This window comes from Nostoc sp. CCY 9925 (genome assembly GCF_963920935.1).
Lineage (GTDB): Bacteria > Cyanobacteriota > Cyanobacteriia > Cyanobacteriales > Nostocaceae > Nostoc.
This window is the reverse complement of sequence record NZ_CAWUDO010000064.1, coordinates 1-23,093: the sequence shown is the minus strand read 5'-3', so window position 1 is coordinate 23,093 and position 23,093 is coordinate 1. Positions and strand designations below refer to the sequence as shown.

Below are 23,093 nucleotides of genomic sequence, written 5' to 3'. Positions count from 1 at the left end.
CAAATTAATGAAGAGCGAACGCTATTCAGTCGAGTTCCAGTCCCCGCTCCTGTTTCCGCCTTTCTTCCTGCTGCTCTAAAAGTTGCTCATTCCAGTCCAATGCTTGTGGACACATCCAAGTCGCCCCTGGCAGCAGTGGTTTGATAGCTTGCGCCATCTCGTTTCCAGCATCATCTCTATTATAGGCAGCTATGACTGTGGGGATTGTCTTGAGAAACTCTACAGGCAGACTCCTAGAACTATCTACTGCTATGTACATTGTCCTTTGTTGGGGCATTTCTCCCAGTGCTTGGACTTCCAGCATTGCGAACGACAATGCATCAATGGAAGATTTACAGAGGACTACTCTCTGGATTTCATCTGTTGGTTGCCCACCCCAGCGTATGTAGAACCACCCCTCAATACGTTTAGTGCCAGTGGTATATCCCATGAAAGTATTGTCTTCACCTCTCGTCCCCCTCAAAAACGCCCCAGTAGTTTCACCGTCCAGCCCTCTCATCAAAAAGACAGCATTTTGTTGAGAGTCTGCATAAACTAACCCGCTTGTGTGGAAGTGTTGCACTAATTTTGATGGCAATCCCCGTTTCTGAGTCAGATAATTATGAACTGCCTGCCAGTTAGTTTCGTCCTCGACAGGGGGTACAAACTGAGGCGTTGGTTCTGTTTGGGCAATCTCAATAGCTTGTTTCTTGGCATGGTGGGTGACGGCTCTCTCCATTTCAGACTCACCAAAGCGGTCATTTAACCAAGCGATCGCTTCTTTAAAGTTGCACCCCATAACGTGCATCACTAGGTCGATAGCCCCACCGCCACCTTTATTTACATTGGGAGAAAAGTCATACCATTTAGAACCATCTATATTAATGATGTGGCCCACACCTTTCCACCGGAGATTGCCTTTGGTATCTTGAGTTAGTCCCAAATGCCAAGCCACATCTTCTAGGGGAAGGTCTCGGAGTTGGTCAGCAAGTTGGGTTCGCTCAGAACGCAACTGTTGGTTTTCGGCTGATAACTGTTGAATGCGTGCTTCTAGCGCTTCATTTTCTTTGACCAGTTGTTTAGCAGTCGCTTCCATCTCCTTTTTCTTTCTAATAGCCCTGTCTCTATCAGCAGCTTTAGCTTGAAGTTGTTGAGAGGTGAGTTTCCCAGGTTCTAGGTCTTTCCCCTCTTCCACAATCCGGTAAAAGTCTTTTATATCCTGGTGTTGGGCTTTGCTACCCTTGATGCCTCTTTCTAACCCCAGGTGCTGCATCGCGGTGTGGTAGTCATCCTGAAAAGCCATCATCTTTTGGCGACCGTCGAAGAAATGATTACACCGGAGTTGTCCATCCTTGTCGAGGGGTACGAGGTAAGCGTGCAAGTGTGGTGTCGCCTCATCTAAGTGCAACTCGCACCTCACAATTCGGTCTTGGTAAGTCTCCCGCAACCATTTGAGGTTTGCGTCTACCCATTGTTTAAGTTTGTCTTCGTGGTAGTACCCGGCGCGAGTTGGGTCATCTGGACGATAGTACTGAGGTGATGCGGTGAGGAGAATCTCGACACAGTAGACAGCATCAGTACGAATCTTGCGCTTTTGTTTGTACTGGGCAATTGTTGCCAGTACCAAATCTTCCAAACGTTCGTTTTGTTCAGTGCTGCCGATGAGCCTGATATTTTGTTTGGATGAATCCGCGTTAGGTGTTTCCCGCATTCGGGCAGTATGCGCTTCACTGCCAGCAAGATTGTGGCGTTTGAGTTTTTTGGTACGAGCGATCGCGTAGCCGTATGTCATATTTGAGTTGAATCATTGTGGTTTTCATGGTGTGTTTGTTGCTTGATTGATGGGAAGATAAACTGTAGTAAATGCTTTTATTGCTGATAGGAGCATCCGCGATTCTCCCAGAGGGGGTGCGCTACTTGCCCCGCAGGGCGAACGCAGGTTATTTGTGACGAGCGACAGCAAGGCATTGCCACAGGCAACCCGTAGGGCAAATAACCGTAGTGAGTACGACTATTTTATACTCTCCACCCGAAATCTGTCTTTGGGGTAGCACCTAGTGCAGTTTTGGCACAGTTTGAGTGCAATTTCTGCACAATTTGTGTTGGTTAACATGGCTTGATTCCTCAACAGTCGATTTAAATAGTGGTGCAAAATACGTAGATTTTTTGAGGCGATTTGAGGCATTGTTGAGCCAAGATGGTGCGGTAGTGATTTTCTGATTGGATGCATGACCGACATCTATCTCAGCGTGGACGTGGGTGGGTCACAAACTAAGATTATTTACCAGCTAGCTGGCTCCCCAAAACCCAATTACTTGTTAATGCCACCTGCGGTTGAAGAGATTACTAAACCTAAACTCGACAATTACATGGCACGTTTGGGATGGATTGGCAGTCCTAGCCCCGACCAACAATTGTGGGTTGAGTGGAACGAACGTGTGGTGGTGTTGGGAGATTTCGCGTCTTGTTTTGACCCCCAAGACAGAATTAAGGAACTCAAATACGAGAATGCTTTGTGGAAGGTGTTGGGGGCAATTGGGCTGATTGTAGAAACTAGCAATATTAAGGTATCGCCGAAAAAGCCGTTAAAGGTGGAGTTGGCGCTGCTACTTCCCTGGAATGAATATAGCGATCGCCGCAAGTTTGAGGAGCAATTACGAGTAATGCTGGCTGGCTTTGGGGTACGAAATACTCCATTGAAGGTGAATTTGCAACGCTTTTTATGCCGTCCAGAAGGTGGGGGATTGGCTGCTGTGAGGATTAAGCAACAGGGAATTGATTGGTTGCGTTCTGTTCAGTTGGGGGTGCTGATGTTTGGTCACAGGAATACGACTGCACTTTACTTCGACCGGGGACAGTTAAAGCTGGGAGATAGTCCGCTGTTGGGGTTTGCCAATATGCTGGATATGGTGATTGAGATGACGAGCGGTCTAGACCGGGAACGTTTGGCTCTAGCTATATTCCAAGCACGGTATGCTGTTCAAGATGAGATATATAATCCAAATTATTCACACACCCGCCGTCCCAACTGGTCTACATGTGCGGCAATTATTGCTTTAGCCAGTGCCAAAGACTCAAATTTAAGAGATAAGGAAATTCAAGATATAGATAAGGCTATCTCTGTGGCGACGGCTGAGTATTGGGATAAGTTGCAGCGGTGGATGAGTCGGGTTTTGCCTGCCCAACTGGATGAGGTGATTATTGGTGGAGGTGCGGCTTATCACGTTGAGCCGGAGTTGGAGAAATATTTCAACTGCGAACCAAAAATAGAAACTCAGTCTAGTTTAAGTAGGGACAGTTACGGTAGTGGCGGTACAAAAATTAGAACTTCGGGATACAAAAGTAAGAATTATAACAAACATTTCACACGGATGATTTGGGGTAGTGGTATAAGCGAGCAGGTTAAACAAACTTTTAACTTGGAGAAAAAGCAGTTTGGGGAACAGTGTACTTCCTCTCGCCTTGTGGACTGCTTTGGGCTTTTTGATTATTTGGTGGGGCTGGAGTCGAAGGAATGAATTTTGGGCTTTTTGATTATTTAGAGGGACTGGGATTCGGCAATGAGTAGAACCAGGAGAAAGCGTGTTTCTTTGAGTCTGCGTCTCCAGCCTTATGAGGGCGACCCAATGGCGGAAGTTGTTGACTACCTGAACTCTCTACCCAAGGATGAGGTTAATCGCAAGGTGGCAGATATTCTGGTGGCGGCTTTGTTGCCTTATGCGCGTTACAAATGTGGGAATTACACTCAAGAGCAGCTGCGTTTTGCGTGTTGGGAGGCGCAGGATTCCCTTAATAAACACGGCAGTAATATGCGTTTGGCTTTGGGGGTGGAACAGCCACAGTTTGTGTTGCCAAATCAGGTTATGCCTCAATCAGGAGTGATGGTAAATGCTAATGCTCCTGCCAATAACGGTAAGACTACTCTTCTTGAAAATACGTTGCAGGAAGCAGAACATAAGGGGCGACCAACTTCAATGGTTCAAGGTAAAGCTTCATCACAAGATTTGGACAGTATTTTTGGGGATGGTTGACTGCCAGGAGAATTCTGCTGAGCATTTCAGAAAATACGTAAATTGCGCGATCGCACTCAAACGACGAGGCAATGAGAATATGGTGAAGTTAAGTTGATAGGAACTGTCGATGCAGTCGTTTGAACCAGGCTTTATCGAACGCCAGCCAATTACTCAAAATCTACTGCGTACCGTCCGGCTTATTGGTGAGTACAAAGGCAAGCAGGAGTTATTCAAAGAACAGTCGCCCCAAGTTTTGGAGACACTACGTCAAGCGGCGATTATTCAAAGCACCGAGTCTTCCAACCGTATAGAAGGCATCACAGCGCCCCTGGAACGCATCAAGGAACTGGTAGCCGAAAAAACTACACCCCGCGATCGCTCCGAACAAGAAATTGCTGGCTATCGAGATGTACTTACCACCATCCACACCAGCTATGCTCACATCCCTTTCACCCCTGGAGTGGTGTTACAGCTGCATCGTGACCTTTACCAGTTTACTGTTGGTGAGGGTGGGCGCTGGAAGTCGGTAGATAATGAAATCAGCGAAACTTACCCAGATGGCTCTAAGGTTGTGAGGTTTCAGCCAGTCCCCGCTTATGCGACACCAGATGCAATGCAACGGTTGCACGAACAGTTCAACCGCCTCTTTGAGTCCGAGGAAATCGAGCCATTACTGCTCATCCCCACTTACATCCTGGATTTTCTGTGCATCCACCCTTTTAGTGATGGCAATGGACGGATGGCTCGGTTGCTAACACTACTGTTACTATACAAAGCTGATTACGAAGTGGGTCGGTTTATTAGCTTGGAACGGATTGTAGAACGCACAAAAGAAAGTTACTACGATACACTTTATCAATCGTCGCAAAACTGGCATCAAGGACAGCATAGCTTGTTGCCGTGGTGGGAGTATTTTCTGGGTGTAGTAGTGCTGTCGGCGTACCGGGAGTTCGAGCAGCGAGTCGGGTTAGTCAGTTCAGTCAAGGGTGCTAAAACAGCTATGGTGCTAGATGCTATTGGCAATATCGCTTACGATTTTTCTATCAAGGATTTACAGGAACGATGTCCCACAGTGGGAATTGACCTAATTCGCCGCATCCTACGCCAGGAGCGTACCTCCGGGCGGCTGGAATGTTTGGGGCGAGGCCCAGATGCGCGTTGGCGCAAGAAATAGGTACTTTACCTATTAAATAGGTACTGTCAACCCGTTTAGTACCTATTTGTTGGGAAATTCAGTTTTGGAGTTGAAGTTTGGCAGTTTGGGATTAGCGATCTTCCATCACTTTGGTGAGAGAAAAATCAAAGGCAAAATCTGAAACCAAAGTACAGTTAGGGGTTTGGGCTTTAAATTATCATACAACACCTAAAACATTGTTGATAGAGTGTTTTAGGTTGATTGTAATTACCTTCTAAATGGGGTAAAGGTGGTAAAAATAATGGCGTTGCTGATTAATGGGATGATTTTTGCTGGGCTACGCCCCGCTTCTCTACGAGACGCTCCGCGTAGCTTGCTTCCCCGGAGGGGTACGCTAACACGCAAAGGCAAGGCAGCGCGGTCTTCTCCCAAAGGGAGAGGCTAGCGCCAAGGGGGTTTCCCCATGAGCGACTGCCGCGCAAAGACGCAAAGAATCTACCTTTAGCCTTGGCCAAAAATCTCAATTCATCCCGCTTTCTCTGCAACGCCAAAATAATTTATTTATCGCTCAATGCTTCACGAGTATAAGCTTGAGCATGTTGTCCCCAATAGCTTCGCAAGTCGCCGTACCTCTCGTCAGGGTCTAAATCCATATTTTCTGCCTTTGCATAAGCCATGAAGAGTATATCAAGTCCTATCTCTGCTTTTTTAGCAATTTCAATGGCTTCCTCAGTAGTAACAGTTGATGAGTCACGACTTGCTAGGTCTTTCAAAGGCTCGTAAACTTGTTGAATAAAGGGGTGGCGATGGTTAATACGAATAGTAGCCTTTCCGTTAAGGTGAGTGATTTCAAATAATTCTTTTCCTGGCCAAGCACCATCGACAATAGTAATGGGAAGCTCTTGAACTCTTTGTTTTACCTCCTCAGCTTGCTCTGGGTTCTGTTTTGAGTCTATCCCCAAATCTAAAATTAAATCTTCAAGAATTTTTTCCTGTGTCTGTGTATCAATTTTCAAGCCCGCTTTACCAGCAGGGAGCGTTTTCTCAGCTCTTTGAACAGCTTCTTCAGCAAACTGATGTTGTCTGGCTTTGTTCCGTTCGGCTGTTTCAGTATCCTTCCAATCCTCCCTAATGTCTTTACGTGCTTTTTGTATAGGTCGTATTAAAAATTGCTTTAACTCCTCGCGTAATTTAGCAACAGGCTCGGCTCCTCTTTTTACATGACGTACTTGTAAGTATTCATCCAAAATCGCAGGAAAACTGACCTCAATACCAATAAAACGGTCTAGGTCTTGAACTCCATAAGGTAATAATTTTGGAACAATATCATAGTAGATTTCACGATTATTTCTAACAATACTTATCCGACCCTGATTGTCTGGGATGTATAGCCCTCTAAACCGTGGATCTTCTTCCTTTGTCACAGGATGTTTTTCCATAGCACCCTGACCTTTTACTTGTCGAAACTCCTTTGGGGAGAGTGTAACTTTGATATGTACTTTGTTCCCATCAATTTCGATATCACCCTCATCGATAATATCTGACCGAAGGTCTTTACCAAAGTTTTGTATAACTTTAGGATTTTCGAGCAAAAACAATGGGTCGTGCAGAGTTATATGCTTACCGTTTAATTCAATGTAAAAACCATCGTTAATAAATATACGATAAGCGCGAGCAAGAAACTTGGTAAGCTCATTAATGCGTTCCTGAATACCAGAACCATAGTTGCCACCATCAATAAGACGATCTACCTTAGACCAAACTACCAGCGTTCCCGACTCGAATGACTCACCTTTTTTAGGATGATTACTACCTTGAGGATATTGCATTAAATTCGAGTAATCTGAGGGGAAACCATCTACAACTTCGGCTTTGATAAGAGTTTGTGAACCTTTAGAAACTTCATCTAAATCAAGGTAAGCATGGTAGTAAACTTCACCACCAAGAGGTTTAGTATAAATGTCAATGCGTCTAGCTTGGCTGATAGCAGCTAGTTTCATACCTACACCAAAACGGCCTAAACCGTTGCGTTGGTTATATCGAGTAGAAAATCCTAGCTTAAGCGCATTGGGTAGAACTTCATAAGCAATGCCGTTGCCATTATCAGCAAATACAATAGATTCAATAGTTTTAGATTGTTTGGCTTTAGATTTTCCTTGACTTTGAATAAGAGCAGTTTTTTCGACAGTATGAATCCGAACAATTGTTGCATTTGCTTCATAAGAATTATCTACTACTTCGCCACTCGCAGTTGCAAGATCAAAGCCTGAATCGCGCATACTCTCAAGCGTTTTATCGACCTCAATTAAATCAGAGCTAGGAGCAGAAGTTCTTTCTTCAATTTCAATCATAATTTTCTACTTGTTTATTGTTGAATGTTGCGTTGTTTATATTGAGAAACGGCATCTATTCTTAAAAGGTGAGTGAAGCGAGTAATTATTTCAACTACTTATAAAAATTACCTTTTTTGAAATAGTGAGTCGATTATTTCTAATTCGGTCAAAAGTAGAACGGCAAAAAGGACACTTAATATCTAATCCCTTCGGTGGTGATGGATGAATTAAGTTATCAATTTTACCTTAATAAACTAAGGGGTGTGTGTAATCAAAATATTTCACGGGAATGGGAAATTAAGCTGCACCGCTTCTGCATCGAGATGCTGATGTCTGCTTCCTTGAGAGCGAAGATTTTTTTGGGTGCTGTTCCCATCGTTAGGTTGCCAATCCCCAGCGACTTCATATATCGGGGAGGAATTATCGCTTTTGTCCAAATTCACCCCCTGTTTTTCGGTAGTATCCACCCCTCCCAATGGGGGTTCCCCTATACCATTATGGGGGGGGGTGGATACGGGGTCAGGAGGAGGCGCAACACCATATCTAGTCTGCATTGCAGCCTGATATCGTTGTTGGTCAAGGGCTGCTTGTCTCGCCCGTTCTTCCTTTTGGGCACGTTTGCTCGCACGGTGGGCAATTACCGCATGAGCAAAATCCAATTCCTCTTGAGATAGCGAGAAATGTTTAACCTGTTTACCCCGTGGCCCAACTTTATGGTCAACCAGTTTTAATCCCAGTTGTTCTAGCAAAACCCCCAGCAGCCATATTGGTTGGCAGTTAGAGGGAACTGTGAAACCCAAAATCGCTTTAACATGAGGCGCACAATATTTGGCGATATCGGTCATTCTCAATAAGTCGGGGTCATTAGCAGTAATCTCAACACCTGCTACTAAGCGTTTGAGAATATCATGCAGTCCCAAGTTAAACCTAGCCAACCACCGCGCCGAGTAATTGCCCCAGTCCATGCACAATGGCAAGTGGAATCGCTCCTGGAGGTCTTTGTCTGCCACAATTCTTGGTGGGGAAGGGTATTGTCTTCCGGTACGTGCATCCAAAATTGTGCCCTCTGGCTCTTTAAGAATTGCTTCTAAATGGGCGATCTCCCTGGACAATCTGCCTGAGTTGTCTTTTTCCACCAGAAGAGGAGTTACGGACATCCCATAAGCATCCAGTATGCGGAATTTCTCGCATTCAAATACTTCTGACGGTGTGAGGTAGTCTTTGCTAGTACGCTGGCGATATTCGGTAGGGGAGATATCTTTGGCTTTAGCAACAGCTGCGTAATAAGCAGTATCTAAAGCAGCAGCGGCATTTTTAAGACGCTCCTGGGCTAGTTTATCTGACTCCGCACCCATAGGTATAATTTGATTGCCCATCTCGGTCAGCAGTTCCCGTAAATCAGCCCGCAGGTTATTTATGGATTGATGACGAGAAGCCATGATTTGGCAGTACGCATCTAATGCCCAGTCTTTCTCTGCGCCACGCTTGCCAGTTTCCCGGTCAATCCGCAGCAGGAAAGCTGTCATTTCATTGGTTTGCAGTAACCGTTCTTTGATTTTGGTGGCGTTGGTGTCAAGGTAGCCAAAGGGAGGTCGTGGTGCTACCCAAACGTGAATTGGTACTTTTGGGCGATAGCGCCAGAGTTGTTGGGCGCACTCAGTAGCAGTTTGGGAAACCCCGTGAAAAACGCCAAAAACGGCATCAAAATGATATTCAGGGATATCGACCCCTGTACCCAAGCTAGGAGAGGTAAAAAGGGCATCCAGGCTCTTTACAGCGTTAGTTATGTCTTTAATGAAGGCCACATTTTCTTCACTCCCGGAGTTTTCGGAGTGAATCGCCCATACTCTTAGGGGTGTGGGGTTGCAGGTCTGGGGTGTAGTGCCATGAGTTGGTATGGGGTTGCAGGTCTGGGGTGTAGTGCCATGAGTTGGCATGGGGGCTAGGGGTTCCCTCTGGGGCTGGGAACTGTGGTCAGCAAAGTTATGTACTCTGGTTTCTCCCGTTATGGGTGAGACACTTTCCCCTAGATTGCCATCTGAAATGTTTGGGGTTGTAGGTGATGCTGTGCTTTCTTCCCCAACACCCAAAACCTGACACCCGATACCCTGCTCCTGCTCATCTGAGTCTTCCACCCGCACCGACATAGAGAGCGACTGTTCAAGTTTCTTAATAAAGCGCTTCGAGTCGGAAACCACCATGATCTTCTGTCCCATCATCAGCGCTGCCGAAATCTGAGCGACTAGGGCAGAAGAATTATCGCCTTCATACCAATAAACTAAGCGATCGCCATTTTTCCAATTATTTTTGATGATGTATGGTACTTCCCATGAAGGACGCATTGCCCGGAAGAAGTCTACTGTCACATCGTCCATGTGGGCGTCGGCGATTACCACTAGTGGTGCGTTATACACGAGATATTCTAGGACTTCAAGAATTGCAGCCCGATGCTCCTTGCAAGTTTTGCTGTGTAAGAGGTGCGTTAAGTACTGGCAGGCTTCATCAATAAAGACACAGCCGTAATTGAGGGCGTTGGTATTGAGTTTGTGCAAGCTGTCGATGGTGATGCTGAGAGCTTGTACTTTGGCTAAATCTCCATGCTGGAGTGCGGAATATATTTCTGTTTGCAGGCGATTTGACAGGTTTTTGAGCAAGTTAACCCGATGTCCATTGTTGAGGAATTTTTTATCTGGGTTTTTGTCACGCCAGCGCCGCATTAGCTCGGTTTTACCTGTACCCATGTCACTCCATAGGGCCACCAATCCAGATTGAGGTAGTTGGAAGGTGGGGTGGTGGGGGAGTGAGGGAGTGAGGGAATGGGGCAGTGAGGGAGTGGGGGAGTGGGGGAGTGGGAGAGTGAGCGCACCTTGTCCTCTCTGGGGTTGGGGGCTGTGGGGGAATTGCTCATTAACACGAACCCCCTGAAGCCTCTCTCCTCCTCCCCCCAGACTGTTAAGGGATTCTTCCCCTAAATCTTGAACGTCCAAGGCTTGAGTTAGATACTTGACATTTACTGTAATATGTGGTTTGTATCTGCTGCTTAGTCCCCGGTTTTTTCGGAAGTACGATCGCTGGTAATCTTTAAGGCTTTTGGCATCATCGACGATCGCACTCAGTAACTCGTCGCCTTTTTCGCCACGGGCAACAACAAAATCATCTACGCCTTTTTCTGGCCCTGGTAGCAATGCTACCTCACAGTGACAACCAACCGCCTCAATTGTCTTGCCAGTACGCACGGTGGCTTGGAAGACTGACCAACGAGTTTTAAGTTTTGTTTCGTGGTCGAAGAGGATGATAAACTTGCGCCCCTTTTGTGCTACTGGCAGCAAGTCGGGGTGCAGGCGCTCGTCAAAATCTTTTTTCCCAACCCGTCCGTTCCAGATACCGGGGAGGGCGATCGCCACAAATCCCAGACTTAACAAGCTAGCGGCTTTCTTTTCGCCTTCACACAGGATTATGGGGATTTCTGGGTGTCGCTGTACCCACTCCCAAAATAAGCGCGGATTAAGCCTATCTTGCAAGCGCAGCGCTAGGGGGGAATGATACCGCTTGATATTGTACCGTTGCGCTACTAAATCCCAAATGCAGTCGGGAATATCGAAATAGGTAACACGGTTGGGTGTTTTGGGTGGCGATTCGTATTTGACAAGTTTGCCTTTTTCTGAATCAATCCGGGGATTGGTGGGCTTAAAGCGCCCCCATTCCATCGGTTGCCAATTATTAAGGGGGTCAAGTCCGCTAATCCATAATCCCCCCGAAGTGGCGTGCTGGTACTGCTTTAAGAAGCCATCCGTGACTCGACCAGCGTTTTTGCGGGGGATGGCATTGGAGATGAACAGGTAAGAGAAAACTACTTCTCCTACGATGTGGATGAAATTGCGATCGATCAGCGCGGGGTGGATGGCGCTCTTAGCGGCAAGTTCGTGGTACTCGGCAGGTGTGAGGTTATTCGGGTAAAGGTTGGGGGTGTTGTCGTTCATGAGGCATCACCCCTTCTGCCAGTATTACACCTCAATAGTCCGGGAATGGGACACAAAAGAGAGAAAGGTAAAACAGGGAGCGACTGACTGGATGCGTTAGATACGCTTGAAATTTGTATAGAAATCTTCACGGTGGCTATTCCGATACGGAACAACCTTATTTCATACCATCCCGCTTTTTTGACCCTGAAAAATCGAGGCCGCTTAACTTAATTAACTTAATTAAGCTTGTCTACCAAGCTGGAACTCTTGATTCACAAAGGTTTCAAAAAAAATGCGTAGGTCGATCCTATAAGTGGCGTAGGGCGATCCTATAGATTTCGTAGGGGGATTCTAGAAAAACTTGTCTACCCACTCAAAGCTATATGGAGTAAAGAGTTTCGGGTTTTTATTCTCAATAAGCTGAGTAGACAAACGATTTATCAATGGTTTCAGCTTTTTACTTATTGAGAATAACTTGAAGCTGGAAAGATAGAAACAGCCCTAAACCTTTTATTGAAAGGGATTTGGGGCTGTTTATTTTAAGTCGGATGTAAGGATTAGTTTAAAAAAAGGTTAAAAAAACTATTACCCGATTCTAGAGAAGTAGACAGAATGTAAGGTGATTTTAGGGAGAGTAGACAATGTAGGGTATGGCAGTTGAGAAGCGCTAAATGAGCATTTCAGCCAGCCTCCTAGCATTACCCCAAGTAGACAGGCGTGGGCGCATTTTCACTCGCTCATAACTTGGTTTAACTCTGGAGCTAACCACTCCCAAAGCAGTTTTAGATGAAGGGCTTGAATCTTACGGGTTCCATTGCACCACTTGCCAGGAAGCGATTTTTGCAAGCCCAGTCGCTCTGCAAGATGCGATTTAGTCCATCCTCTTAGTTTCAAAGCTTCTTCCAACGCCCATCCAGGAATTAGTTTTTGGCTATTTTCTAGCGCTGTGGTTTTTTGCTGGTTAGGGTGCGAATCTTTACTCTCGGTAAGTACAGTTTTAAGGTTTGTCTCAAAGTAAGGCTTGGGCTTGCTAACTGGAAGTGCAGGAGCGTTAATCGCTTCTAGCTTTTCCTGAATTTTTGCCGTAGGTTTGATAATTACTTTGGCTTCTAGCCAAATATTTAGCCACCCGTTGGGTCGTCGCTGCCCTTCTATATTTTTATCTTCTGGTAATACCCAAATTGGTTGAATTGATTCTGGGTAGGTAACTAAATCAAAACTAATTTGCCAACCCAAATCTTGTAGGCTTAGTAAAGCATTATCCCACTGTTCAATTAGTTCCTTTCTTTTATAACGATTACTCGTACTCTGAAGCTCCTGCAATTGTGTTTCTGAAAGATATCCTATCCGTTTTAGTAATGTTCCTACCTTGTATTCTCCATCAATTTTAATTCGGCTCATTATGGTTAGGAATACTGCTAGCTTTGCAGCCATCGGATTTTGATAGGGATTTATTTGCAGAGTGCTTTTAGCTAAAAGTCCGTACTCATACAGTGAGCGGTAGTTGTCTAAATCCTGAAACGGTCGAACCCAGTCATTAGCCCCAACTGTGATGAATAACTCTGTAGGCTCGTCAGTCTCATTGCTAACTTTATTAGGCTGATTATGTTCCACGGTTGGAGATACGTCTCCTTCATATCTCAGCTTCAACCGCCACATAGCTTGAATTTCGGCTGAATATTTCATCCGCTTTAGATCAAGCTCATTAATGGTAATACTCAGGTGGGCTACTTGCTGGGCAAGAATTCCGAGTTTTTTCAGCTTATTACCTAAACTTAAATCTGTTCTATTACTCCAACCAAAAGTTTTAATTAAATCAGTTCCTTTGATGGTAAATGCACCTGACCAAGGTTGATCTAAATCCGTGGCGCAAGACGCAAAAACTAAAAACATATAAGCAACTTCTGGGTTAAATTTCTGAATAATTTCCCAGGCTGCATTCCCAGCTACAAGTTCTATTCTGTTGGTTTCCGGGTTTTCTTTAATGATGTTGTGTTCTATGAAACCTTGACCAAAAAAGCGCCGAAAACAAGGAACACCCTCAATATCATCCCAAAGGGTTTTTCCTAAACAAGCTTGCGCTCCTGATAAGTAAGGGTGAGAAGTCATTACGGGAGCATCATCAGTTGTTTGAAATAATGGTGGTTTGGTCACAGGGACTGTTTTTTTAACAAGCCCTACTAGTGAGCATAAATCCTCTACATACAAGCTTTCATAATTATTTTTTATGCGATCGCTATTAGCCATAAAATTATTTTGAAATTATCTTTTACACCTGACTCCGCCCATATCAGCTAAATGCCGATGGTGTTGTAATCAACGTTGCTAAGGGGTGACTGACAGACCAATGTACTAAAAAGAGTCTAGTCAGTCGATAGCGACGTAGATTCCTGGTGCGCTAGCCAGATAGGCCGCGATCGCTCATTTAATGGTAGCGATGGGAGTTCTAAAGGGTTGATTTTTGCTACATTCACTTTTTCTCCTCTCTTTGTCTGCGTTCTCTGCGTTCAATCAATGCCCTTTTGACTATTGCAAGAATTAGCTGTGGCACAGACCTAAACTCAGATTCAGCCCACTGCTGCAACTCCTCATAGTCATCAGGGTCAAAAGTAACGGTAGTTCTGGGCTTCTTTGTAGGCATTCAAAGGCATAAATCATCTACTCAGTAGACATTATGCGCTGTCCTGCTACTTACCCTAATTAAAACAGCACTTGATGTACTAGTTGATAGGTGATGCACTTGATGTTATCATAACATTCATAGACTAAAAACGCCCAAAAACCTGACTGCAAGCCTATTTGCCGTTGAATTTGGGTGACAGAGTTTTATTGTCAAAAAAATCGCCTCAATCAACTCCTGACAAAGGATTGAGCGCCTGAAACTCTAATATCTGGAGGAACTCAATAATGATTGCTACTCAGCTAAAAGAGGCTGAAACACCCCAAACTACCTCAAAAATTGCAGTTGGAGACGATTCAGGGGCTGGGCTAAAAAAGCTTTGCTTAGGCAATGGCACTACCCAAACAAGAGTCCGTACTCCCTCAAAAGTCTTGGAAATAAAGGAAGAATTGCACGATATCCTGACCTCGAATGAAGGTGGACACTTCTTCTACCACTCAGGCGACAGGTTGGATTTAGTTGGGCGGGAATTCCTCACTGGTACACTCGCAGCCTGGAAAGCCCCTACAACCCACATCAAACTCAGTGACGACCCAGCACTAAAAGCTGAATACGGCTTGCATACATTACTTGGGGCGTTGGCTATCCTGCCCTACCGTCAAGAGTGGAACCTGCATTTAGTGCTATCTATACATAATGTGAAGATTTTCAAAAATTTGTTAACTGACAAAACCAGTGGCAGTCACACAGTCAGTTTCAACGGCAAAAATACGCCCACTTCACAGGTCAATTTGAACGTGAGTTTGGTTGTACCCGAAGGTGCTGGCTCCTACTCCTATTGCGTTTCCGCTAAACCTGAACCATTAATTGACCGCAGCGCCCATGCCATCGCAGTAGATTTTGGTACATCCACAGTTATCCCCACAGTTTTCGCCCCAGGCGGCAGCATTATCCACCGCCAAGTTTTAGAGGTAGGGGGATGTATCGACTTGTTGGATGCAATAGCCGCAGATCCAGAATTGGTTCAATTCTTAGGCACTGGCAAAGCTGGCAGCATTGAAATTATTCGCCAGGGTATTGAATCGCATCTATTCCAGTATGGCACTCGCAATTTTAACTTCCGTCACATTTATGCCCGTCATCTCAAACCTTGGTTAGCAGATCGCCTGCGCCTAGCCTTTAAAGAAGTAGAGGAATGGAGAGATGCAGCTCAAAGCTTTGTCGCTTGGGGTGGCGGCGTGGAGATGCCAGGGGTAGCCTCCATGCTGCAACGAGAGGGTATTACCCCAGTACCAGAGGGATGTTGGGCCAATGCAGTTGGATTGCAACGCATGGCATTTGGCAGAATGCAGCGAGGGAAATAATTATGGCTGAGAACAAGCGAGTGCGCCTAGAACCACATATTGAAGAGTATCTGAAATCTCATGCACAGAGGGTATTAGACAAACCAGCATCTTTAGTTACCAGTGCTGAGTTAACTACCCTGACCAACGCTATTATCTACGAACACAAGTTGGCGCAGTCGATGGCGAAACAAATACCATTCGCCAAACTGTTTAGTTGGCTGATGAGTTGGGTTCCTGGTAATAGAGTTGTTGGATTGAACCAACAAGCGACGGATGCTCCAACACTTAAAGCTTCTCTTCCAGAACTAGACAACTTTGAATTTGACGCAGACTTGGGCGATTTATACGAGGAGGCAGCATGACAATAGACCAAATCGCCAAACTCAACCAAATCGAGCAGTGGTTGGGCGAAATCATCGCCAGTGCAGAGTTTAAAGTCATTGTCGATGACTATATCCCTTCCGTGGATGTAACCTTGGGTGACGCAAAGATGGCAGTTAGCCTGTTATTGAATTACCTACATGTAGATGTACCCTTGGGCGATGCAAAGATTTTGTCAGCCAGTGCATGGAATGTGCAGCCAAAGCATTTAAAGGAGAGTGACACTACGGACTGCGAATCTCAGGTGTCACTCCTCCTGCCTTCATAAATCCCAGTAATGAGATTTAGGACATTAACCATCATGACAAAACCAGTAACTTATTTCACCCAGACTGACCAAATTGACCGCCTTGTTGAACGCTTCGGGTCACAATTAGACTCCTTAGACCATACTGAGAAACTTGCCTTCAGAGCTACACTGACTTACTACCTGTTTCACATCGAAGTTGCTGAATTAGGAAAGTACACCTTGGAACACGCTGCTGATGAAACATTGCAGGGGTACTCAGAAAAATGTCAGAGCAATATCCGTGAAGCGATCGCCATTCTTGAGGGTATTGCTGAAGACGAGGTAGAAGGGCTAATCGAAGCGCTGACTGCCCAACTGCGTTGGGGCAATACCAGAAAGATTTTGACTAGACATAGCTAGACATTAATCGTCATTAAGCAACGTCCCAGGCGTTGACCTGGGGCAATTTCTAGGAGGACTTATGGACTTTGGAATCAAAAACCCAGCAATGGGACACAGCTCCCACATCGACGAAAAATCCCTCGCCTGGGGTGGTGTAGACGCTGATATTCTGGCTTATCTCTCTGATGTCAGCAAGCTAGAGCAGTTTGCAGACATGGCGCAGAATGCCGACCAACTCGCGCAGTACCTTGACCCCTTCCTGGAAAACGCCGCCAAATACTTTGAGGCGATGCAAAAGCTAGCAGACGGACAGGTGACTTGGACTGAACTAAGGAAACAGTTCGGCTCTAAAGTGGCAAACGCGATCGCCAAAATCAGGAAGCTCAACGCCGAATTTGATGCCGAGATGCAGAAGGTTGATGCCCAAGATAGGGCTGACTTGCTGCGGATTGAGCAAAAGCGGAAGAATGCACTAACCGAGATAGCCACGCAACTACACCAAGACTTGCAGGCTGAACTGTGGCGGCATGAAAACAAGATTTCCTCCATCGAAAGTCGCCACCAAGTAAGCGAACAACGTCAAACCATCCAGGAGGGGTTGAGGGCTAGAAGGCAGGAATTACTTGCCCGTGCCCGATACGGCTCCAAGGCGCTAAACCCCCACCAAGAGCAACCGGAAACGATACCAGTATCAGTTGCTTCCAGCGGCGCTCCAGCTAGTTCCGTATCAGCAAGTGGCACAGTTCGCGGTTTTGGAAATTGGTGGACGAACTTCTGGGATGGCTTAGGTAAGCGCTAAGGGGAGGATAGAGTCGTGTTGGCACGTCAGCCCGAAGATAAACCGACTAACACCAGCCATGCATGAGTATATGGGGCTGGTACAACCACAACAACAGAAATCCCAACAAACCAACACGCAACCCCCACCCGTACCAGAAAACAACCGACAACGGACATTTCGACGAGCAGGCAATCTATGCGAGATTGTGGCTGGAGCATCCCTCAACTCCGCCGTGATTTTTACCTTCCACCTGCTCCAAGTCCACCCTGTTGGTCTGCTTCTGGCGTTGGGTGTAGCACATTTGTACTTCACCGCAACGGCAGTAGGGGAGAAGGGGAGACAAGTAACCAATGTAATGACGGGCTGTAGTGCAACGCTAGCCCTACTGTGTTCCCTATCAGAACCCGTGGGGGAATGGGTAGAGGCAAGTACATCTAAATCTGTGGCACAAAGCGAAATCCAACAGATGTATGCACCACCTACCAACAAATCAAATTGGACAACGGGAGTAGGGATTGCAGTAGTTATCGCTGTTTTGGTTGTTTATATTACCAGTGGTAGTAGGGGGAGAAGATGAGCTACTTGACCCCCAAACACGAACAATTAGCTCGTCAGCAGCAGTCCAGCTTCATGCAGTGGTTCGGACAACTGCCTTTTGATAAGAAGATTGCAGCCATTGGGGTTTCTCTCACCATCGGCGTAACCTGTGCAGCTGCTTCGTGGACTCTGGAAGCGAGCGATCGCATTTACTTTTGCATTCGCACTCCCCACCAAGGACTACGGTGTGTCGATAAGAACAATCGCCCTTACCGCATGACCTTATGGCACTGGCAGCAGTGGCAGAAAGATGGAATGCCTACGGTTGTTGTACCCAATGAGGGTATTTCACCCAAGGGTTTGGTCAAAGCTACTAACCCCCACAAACCCCTGTGGGCGATGGGTGCATTCGTTGGGTTTGCCACTGCGGGCTGGATGTTGCGTCACCTCCAAGACAACGAGCGCAAACTGGCTAACTTCCAAGCCATAGCAGAAACACGGGATGTGGCACAAGCAGAACTTAAAGCGCGATCGCAATTGCTAGACGATTACCGTGAATTGGCAATGGCGCAAGTTGAGTTACAATCCTCACTCGACATGATAGCCAACGACCACACGGTAGACATCCAAAAAGCTGAAATCTTGGGCGAAACCGAAATCAAAATCACCCAGATGTCAGCCAACGACGCGGTGTTTGAAGCAGAAACTGCTGGGATGAGTGAGCAACAGAAGCAGGAGTACATCAACTTTCTCAAGTCTCAGAAAACCCCATACCTGCAAGGAAGCCAAACTTTACAAGGAACAGTTGACCCCAGCGATAAAGTAGAAGGTTCGGGGGATAAAGAAGCACGCTTAGAAAGTGAAAATACAGGGGGTAAAATTTCTGAAACAACCCAAAATCCGACTTCTAGGAATGATGCAAGCCCTACCCTAGAACCCTTAAATCGCATCTTGGGTGCAAAGCGCTCAACCCTAATTGTCGGTGGCACTGGTGCTGGTAAGAGCGTCACTGAGAGCTATATGCTCAACAGGTTCAGTAAACGGTTTCCCCAAGCTGATGTCTGGGCGATCGCTCAAAAGAATGACAGTTTTTGTGGGCTAGACAAAAAAGGACGGGTACTTTTATTTGACCCCCTAGAACCACAACTGGCGATGGCTGCCATTGACCAAGTTTACAACAGCTACGACCAACGCCGTCGAGTACCGGAACACCGCCGCCATGAATTTGATAATCAACCAGTCAGGTTAATCCTAGCTGATTGGCATTCAATCTACGAAACAGTAAAAGATGAAGCATGGTTTCAGCCCTACCTCAAGAAAATCAGCACCATTATTACAGTCGGTAGAGAACTAAATGTTTGCCTGATTATCGACACCCAATCATTTAATTTAGCTGCCTTGGGTATAGGGGATTCCAATATTAGAAAAAACCTCTACATCATCGCTCAAGGCAATTATAACGTTGAAGCAGACGGCACAGTTAACGATAGCTATGGCGTGCTGTACAATCTCATAACTAATGCCAAGATTGTGGAAGATGCAGAAAAGCGTTCCTCATTAAAAGAAAGATTTAATGAGTTAAAACCACAATCCAAGCAGTTAGGACAACCGCTAATATTTATCTCAGTTGACCCCATGCAGCTAGATATTCTGCCAGACATCACCAGTTATAAGCCAGGAATTAAACCAGCCATTCAACTTGATACAGTTAGTCCGGAATATCTTGATAATCTACTCAGGCTGGAATTTGATATTGATGTCCCCACGACTAGTATAAATAGTCCGCTTAATCAAACAACCAATCATCGTGTTGATGAAAATGCTAGTGATGCTAATCAAGCAAGCCCAGACATTAAATTAACCGATATTCAAACCAAACTGGTTGATTATCTCAAGGGGAAAGGTGCAAAGACTCCACGTCAAATTAAACAGAATGCAGGTAGTAAATTCAAGGGCGTATCGGAAGCACAAATCCGCGACGAACTCAACCTACTTGTACAAAAAGAGAAAGTCATTTGTACAGGTGAAGATAGTTACAGATTAGTCGATTAGGTTGGACTGTTGCTTGGGTTGGATAAATTGCACTTTTTGGGGAATATATGCACTCTTACCCAACACATCCAAAACCAACCTACATACCCAAAAGTATTGAAATATCGAAATTACAGCATCCAACACCAATCCAACAATTCACTCTCTTCCCCAACACCAATCCAACTTCTAAGTAGTAGATAATCCAACAAAAAAATATTAGACTGATATCTCCATAATCAAGCTATTTGAAATTACCAGTAATATCTCAATCAATTGAAAAATAGTTATTTAATCGTCATCTGATGTATAATACAATTATTAATCATCATCCATAAATATCCCGAAATTAAATTTTAATGACGCGCTTTATACATGACAAGTTCGCCAAGGACTATCTGGAAGAATTGTTAAAAGATTACGGAGAAGTCAAGGCATCAGAAAAAGTTTCAGGAGAGATTAAAGAAATAGATGTTTTATTCACTCCTAATAAACAGCAAAGCTCTAATTTACAAGTGCTAGGATTGCTAGGAAGATTTGCTGAACATCCTGCAATAATAGAACCCTTCCGCAATCCAGCTTCTACCGATGAAATATGCGACTGTATTCTAAAATTATTAGAAGTAAAGGCTTTATTGCGACGAGAAGCTAAAGCAAATAAAACTAAACTTCAGGACTCAGAAATTCCCAAATTGTGGGTTCTTACACCTACCGTATCTGAAACTAGATTATCTAGCTTTGGCACTGTGCAAAAAGCCGATTGGTTATCAGGAGTACATTTTCTGCCAGATGCCTTGCGGACAGCAATTGTGGCGATACATCAACTACCGCAAACACCGGAGACTTTGTGGTTGAGGCTTTTGGGTAGGGGAAGCGTGCAGTCACAAGCGATTGTCGAGTTGCAAGCGTTACCATTAAATCATCCATACCAGAAAGCAACACTCGAATTAGTTTACAACTTGCGCGAAAATTTGAGAGTAAATCAAGAATTAGAAACAGATGATAGGGAGTTAGTTATGCGACTAGAACCACTTTATCAAAGAGACAGAGAACAAGCCAAGCAAGAGGGAAGGCTTGAAGTTGGACAAGATTTAATACTGCGTCAACTCAATCGCCGTCTTGGTGAAATTGATGCATCATTAATCGAGCGAATTAAAGGATTATCGATTGAACAATTAGAGAATTTAGGAGAAGCATTATTAGACTTTTCTACTGTTGCTGATTTAGAAACTTGGTTCAACCAACAATAAGAATAACTCATCATCAGTAGATTAATTAATTTATAACCAAGTCGGGGATAACCTCTCCGACTTGTTTCAACATAATTTGAGAATATTTAAAACTCTAATTATATGATTACAGGGAGTTAATTGTGCGACTAGAACCACTTTATCAAAGAGACAGAGAACAAGCTATACAGTTCGGAAATCAACAAGGAGAACAACGTCTAGTTCTACGCTTACTCAATCGCCGTATTGGGGAAATTAATGCATCATTAATCGAGCGAGTTCAAGGATTATCTATTGAACAATTAGAAAATCTAGGAGAAGCATTACTAGACTTTTCTACTGTTGCTGATTTAGAAACTTGGTTAAACCTCGGCGGCCACCCATCAACGACTGTAAGTCTTGCAGTAAGGCAAAACTAAGTGGCAGTCTGAAAATACAATCAGAAATGCTGAAGTGAAATAACTTTTTAAAAGTCCAGAAATTTATGCCAAACCGTCGTTTTTGGGGTGTAGCGGCTTTGGTTGCGCTTGTGATTGGGTGTTCGCCAGCGCAATCCCAAGTGCCACCTAACACCGAACTTTCCCCATCAATAAGCGTGCATTTACTCCTGGGAAATCCCAGCAGCGCAACTCCAACAAAGCTTACGCCTGATAATTACCTTATGGTCAAAAATCAGTATGCACTCTCTTACAACCGAAGCCAAGGAACTGCCAATTGGGCAAGCTGGCAGCTTAACTCCTCATGGCTAGGAAACGCAGAGCGCCAAGATAACTTTCGCCCAGATAACACATTGCCTGCTGGTTGGGAGCGGGTAACTCCTTCTATGTACTCTGGTTCAGGTTATGACCGAGGCCATATTGTGCCATCGGCAGACCGCACCAAGACAAAAGAGGATAATTCCTCAACTTTCCTAATGACCAACATGATGCCCCAAACACCAGACAATAATCGCAACACATGGGGAAATTTAGAAGACTATTGTCGAGATTTGGTAAGCCAGGGAAAAGAACTTTATGTTGTCGCAGGGCCTTTTGGCAGTCTTGGCGAACCCCTTAAAGGTAAGGTGACAGTTCCTAAATCCACTTGGAAGATTGTTGTCGTACTAGATAGCCCAGGCACTCTTATTAATGGTATTACCGCTAATACTCGTGTTATCGCGGTTAATATACCGAATGAACAAGAAATCAATAATGACTGGAGAGCTTATAAAGTCAGCGTTGACGAATTAGAGAAACTCACAGGCTATGATTTTCTTTCTAATGTTTCCCCAAATATTCAGGAAGTTATTGAAAGCAAAGTAGATAGTCCTTAAGCAAGTCAAGTTTCTACAACAAGAGTGGAAATACCCGCTAAATTTCCTGTCGGGGTTTGACCAACAATATAAACATCAATCTCTTTGTGTCCGAGGCGATACACCTGTAAATTGCTCAGGTTTTCTTTAAGTGTTTGCACAAGAGCTTGAAATTTGTTGACGGTTGCTTTCTCCTCTTCGCCGTGCCAATCTTCAGGAGTCGTAGCTACTTTGAAAAAATCGTCAACCCCCACGATTTCAACGGGTGTATCTTGTGAATGATGTGTCTGTTGTACAACTTTTTCAGGTGTCGCAGGTGCAATACCTTCCCAAAGAAAAACCTCAAATGGATATTCCGACTCACTCATGAACAGTAAACCATCGGATGCACGTTTTAGCTGCTCAACAATTTCTGAATTGGTGCTAGTCATAGAAAAGAGATCACTTGTCGAATTTCGTACTTGTCCCCATTGCGGTGTGGTAGCACTCCGGAGCAGGCAGGGTCGAAAGTTGTTCAAAGAGCGTTTAACTTGCCGGATGATATAACCCCGTATTTTCGTTAAATTCCCACCCCATACCTGATCTATCCTTGCCCTTGCACCATGCCACAAAAAGCGGTGGATGCAGATTAATTCGCTGTTCACGTATAGTTTCTACATTTACACCAAGTCTTGAAGCTAAACCTTCTTCCGTTAATGGTTGGATTCGCGGAGTATGCCCTTTGAAGGATGAATTATTGTACGATTTATTGCCCCGCCTCGGTTGGTTATTGAGATGATTTTGAATTTTAATAATCGCCTCGGTAAACTGTGTCATTCGGGCTG

The 23,093-nt window shown here is 45.0% G+C and carries 19 protein-coding genes and 1 pseudogene; 13 read left to right on the top strand and 7 right to left on the bottom strand.

Annotated features, from left to right (window positions below; translation table 11 throughout):
- Positions 1-25: 25 nt before the first annotated feature.
- Entirely contained in the window at positions 26-1,771 is a 1,746-nt protein-coding gene (mobV, locus tag ACM0OY_RS26405) for a MobV family relaxase (protein WP_414571786.1), read from the bottom strand.
- A gap of 436 nt (positions 1,772-2,207) precedes the next feature.
- Here mobV and ACM0OY_RS26400 point away from each other — a divergent pair, with 436 nt between their 5' ends.
- The 3 genes from ACM0OY_RS26400 (at position 2,208) to ACM0OY_RS26390 (ending at position 5,166) form a co-directional block, all read left to right on the top strand.
- Complete coding sequence (locus ACM0OY_RS26400; RefSeq protein WP_414571785.1) at positions 2,208-3,497, top strand: ParM/StbA family protein; 1,290 nt, start codon at positions 2,208-2,210, stop codon at positions 3,495-3,497.
- 42 nt (positions 3,498-3,539) lie between these two features.
- Positions 3,540-4,010, top strand: a complete 471-nt coding sequence (locus tag ACM0OY_RS26395) for a hypothetical protein (protein ID WP_414571784.1) — start codon at positions 3,540-3,542, stop codon at positions 4,008-4,010.
- Positions 4,011-4,119: 109 nt separating this feature from the next.
- Positions 4,120-5,166, top strand: coding sequence for a Fic family protein (locus ACM0OY_RS26390; RefSeq protein WP_414571783.1), 1,047 nt, complete (start codon positions 4,120-4,122; stop codon positions 5,164-5,166).
- 518 nt (positions 5,167-5,684) lie between these two features.
- Here ACM0OY_RS26390 and ACM0OY_RS26385 read toward each other — a convergent pair.
- From ACM0OY_RS26385 to ACM0OY_RS26370, 4 genes are all read right to left on the bottom strand, one after another.
- Positions 5,685-7,478 carry an ATP-binding protein gene (locus ACM0OY_RS26385; protein WP_414571782.1) on the bottom strand — a complete coding sequence of 598 codons (1,794 nt, stop codon included), beginning with the start codon at positions 7,476-7,478 and terminating at the stop codon, positions 5,685-5,687.
- A 263-nt stretch (positions 7,479-7,741) separates the two neighbouring features.
- Complete coding sequence (locus ACM0OY_RS26380; protein ID WP_414571781.1) at positions 7,742-11,440, bottom strand: DUF3854 domain-containing protein; 3,699 nt, start codon at positions 11,438-11,440, stop codon at positions 7,742-7,744.
- A 711-nt stretch (positions 11,441-12,151) separates the two neighbouring features.
- Entirely contained in the window at positions 12,152-13,669 is a 1,518-nt protein-coding gene (locus tag ACM0OY_RS26375) for a helix-turn-helix domain-containing protein (RefSeq protein WP_414571780.1), read from the bottom strand.
- Between the two features lie 223 nt (positions 13,670-13,892).
- Positions 13,893-14,063, bottom strand: a complete 171-nt coding sequence (locus ACM0OY_RS26370; RefSeq protein ID WP_016876050.1) for a ribbon-helix-helix domain-containing protein — start codon at positions 14,061-14,063, stop codon at positions 13,893-13,895.
- 266 nt (positions 14,064-14,329) lie between these two features.
- On the opposite strand from ACM0OY_RS26370, the gene ACM0OY_RS26365 reads away from it, so the two are divergent.
- The 10 genes from ACM0OY_RS26365 to ACM0OY_RS26320 all read left to right on the top strand — a co-directional run bounded on the left by ACM0OY_RS26365 (position 14,330) and on the right by ACM0OY_RS26320 (position 22,290).
- Positions 14,330-15,406: a ParM/StbA family protein gene (locus ACM0OY_RS26365; protein WP_414571779.1), complete on the top strand. Its 1,077-nt coding sequence runs from the start codon at positions 14,330-14,332 to the stop codon at positions 15,404-15,406.
- A 2-nt stretch (positions 15,407-15,408) separates the two neighbouring features.
- Positions 15,409-15,750, top strand: a complete 342-nt coding sequence (locus ACM0OY_RS26360) for a hypothetical protein (RefSeq protein ID WP_414571778.1) — start codon at positions 15,409-15,411, stop codon at positions 15,748-15,750.
- On the top strand, positions 15,747-16,037 hold the full coding sequence (locus ACM0OY_RS26355) for a hypothetical protein (RefSeq protein ID WP_414571777.1): 291 nt from the start codon (positions 15,747-15,749) through the stop codon (positions 16,035-16,037). Before ACM0OY_RS26360 ends, ACM0OY_RS26355 begins: the two co-directional genes overlap by 4 nt.
- Before the next feature lie 33 nt (positions 16,038-16,070).
- Positions 16,071-16,418, top strand: a complete 348-nt coding sequence (locus ACM0OY_RS26350) for a hypothetical protein (RefSeq protein WP_414571776.1) — start codon at positions 16,071-16,073, stop codon at positions 16,416-16,418.
- Between the two features lie 61 nt (positions 16,419-16,479).
- A complete protein-coding gene (locus ACM0OY_RS26345) occupies positions 16,480-17,199 on the top strand; it encodes a hypothetical protein (protein WP_414571775.1) in 720 nt (239 codons plus the stop codon).
- Positions 17,200-17,257: 58 nt separating this feature from the next.
- Positions 17,258-17,758: a hypothetical protein gene (locus tag ACM0OY_RS26340; RefSeq protein ID WP_414571774.1), complete on the top strand. Its 501-nt coding sequence runs from the start codon at positions 17,258-17,260 to the stop codon at positions 17,756-17,758.
- A complete protein-coding gene (locus tag ACM0OY_RS26335) occupies positions 17,755-19,770 on the top strand; it encodes a type IV secretory system conjugative DNA transfer family protein (RefSeq protein ID WP_414571773.1) in 2,016 nt (671 codons plus the stop codon). The genes ACM0OY_RS26340 and ACM0OY_RS26335 overlap by 4 nt, the downstream gene beginning before the upstream one ends.
- Before the next feature lie 338 nt (positions 19,771-20,108).
- Positions 20,109-20,999, top strand: coding sequence for a DUF4351 domain-containing protein (locus tag ACM0OY_RS26330; RefSeq protein ID WP_099069934.1), 891 nt, complete (start codon positions 20,109-20,111; stop codon positions 20,997-20,999).
- A 122-nt stretch (positions 21,000-21,121) separates the two neighbouring features.
- Entirely contained in the window at positions 21,122-21,397 is a 276-nt protein-coding gene (locus ACM0OY_RS26325; protein WP_099069933.1) for a DUF4351 domain-containing protein, read from the top strand.
- 65 nt (positions 21,398-21,462) lie between these two features.
- Positions 21,463-22,290 carry a DNA/RNA non-specific endonuclease gene (locus ACM0OY_RS26320; protein ID WP_414571772.1) on the top strand — a complete coding sequence of 276 codons (828 nt, stop codon included), beginning with the start codon at positions 21,463-21,465 and terminating at the stop codon, positions 22,288-22,290.
- Positions 22,291-22,295: 5 nt separating this feature from the next.
- Here ACM0OY_RS26320 and ACM0OY_RS26315 read toward each other — a convergent pair whose 3' ends face one another.
- Both ACM0OY_RS26315 and ACM0OY_RS26310 read right to left on the bottom strand, forming a co-directional pair.
- A complete protein-coding gene (locus tag ACM0OY_RS26315) occupies positions 22,296-22,700 on the bottom strand; it encodes a nuclease A inhibitor family protein (protein WP_414571771.1) in 405 nt (134 codons plus the stop codon).
- A 94-nt stretch (positions 22,701-22,794) separates the two neighbouring features.
- Positions 22,795-23,093: pseudogene (locus ACM0OY_RS26310) on the bottom strand (hypothetical protein); the annotation flags it as partial.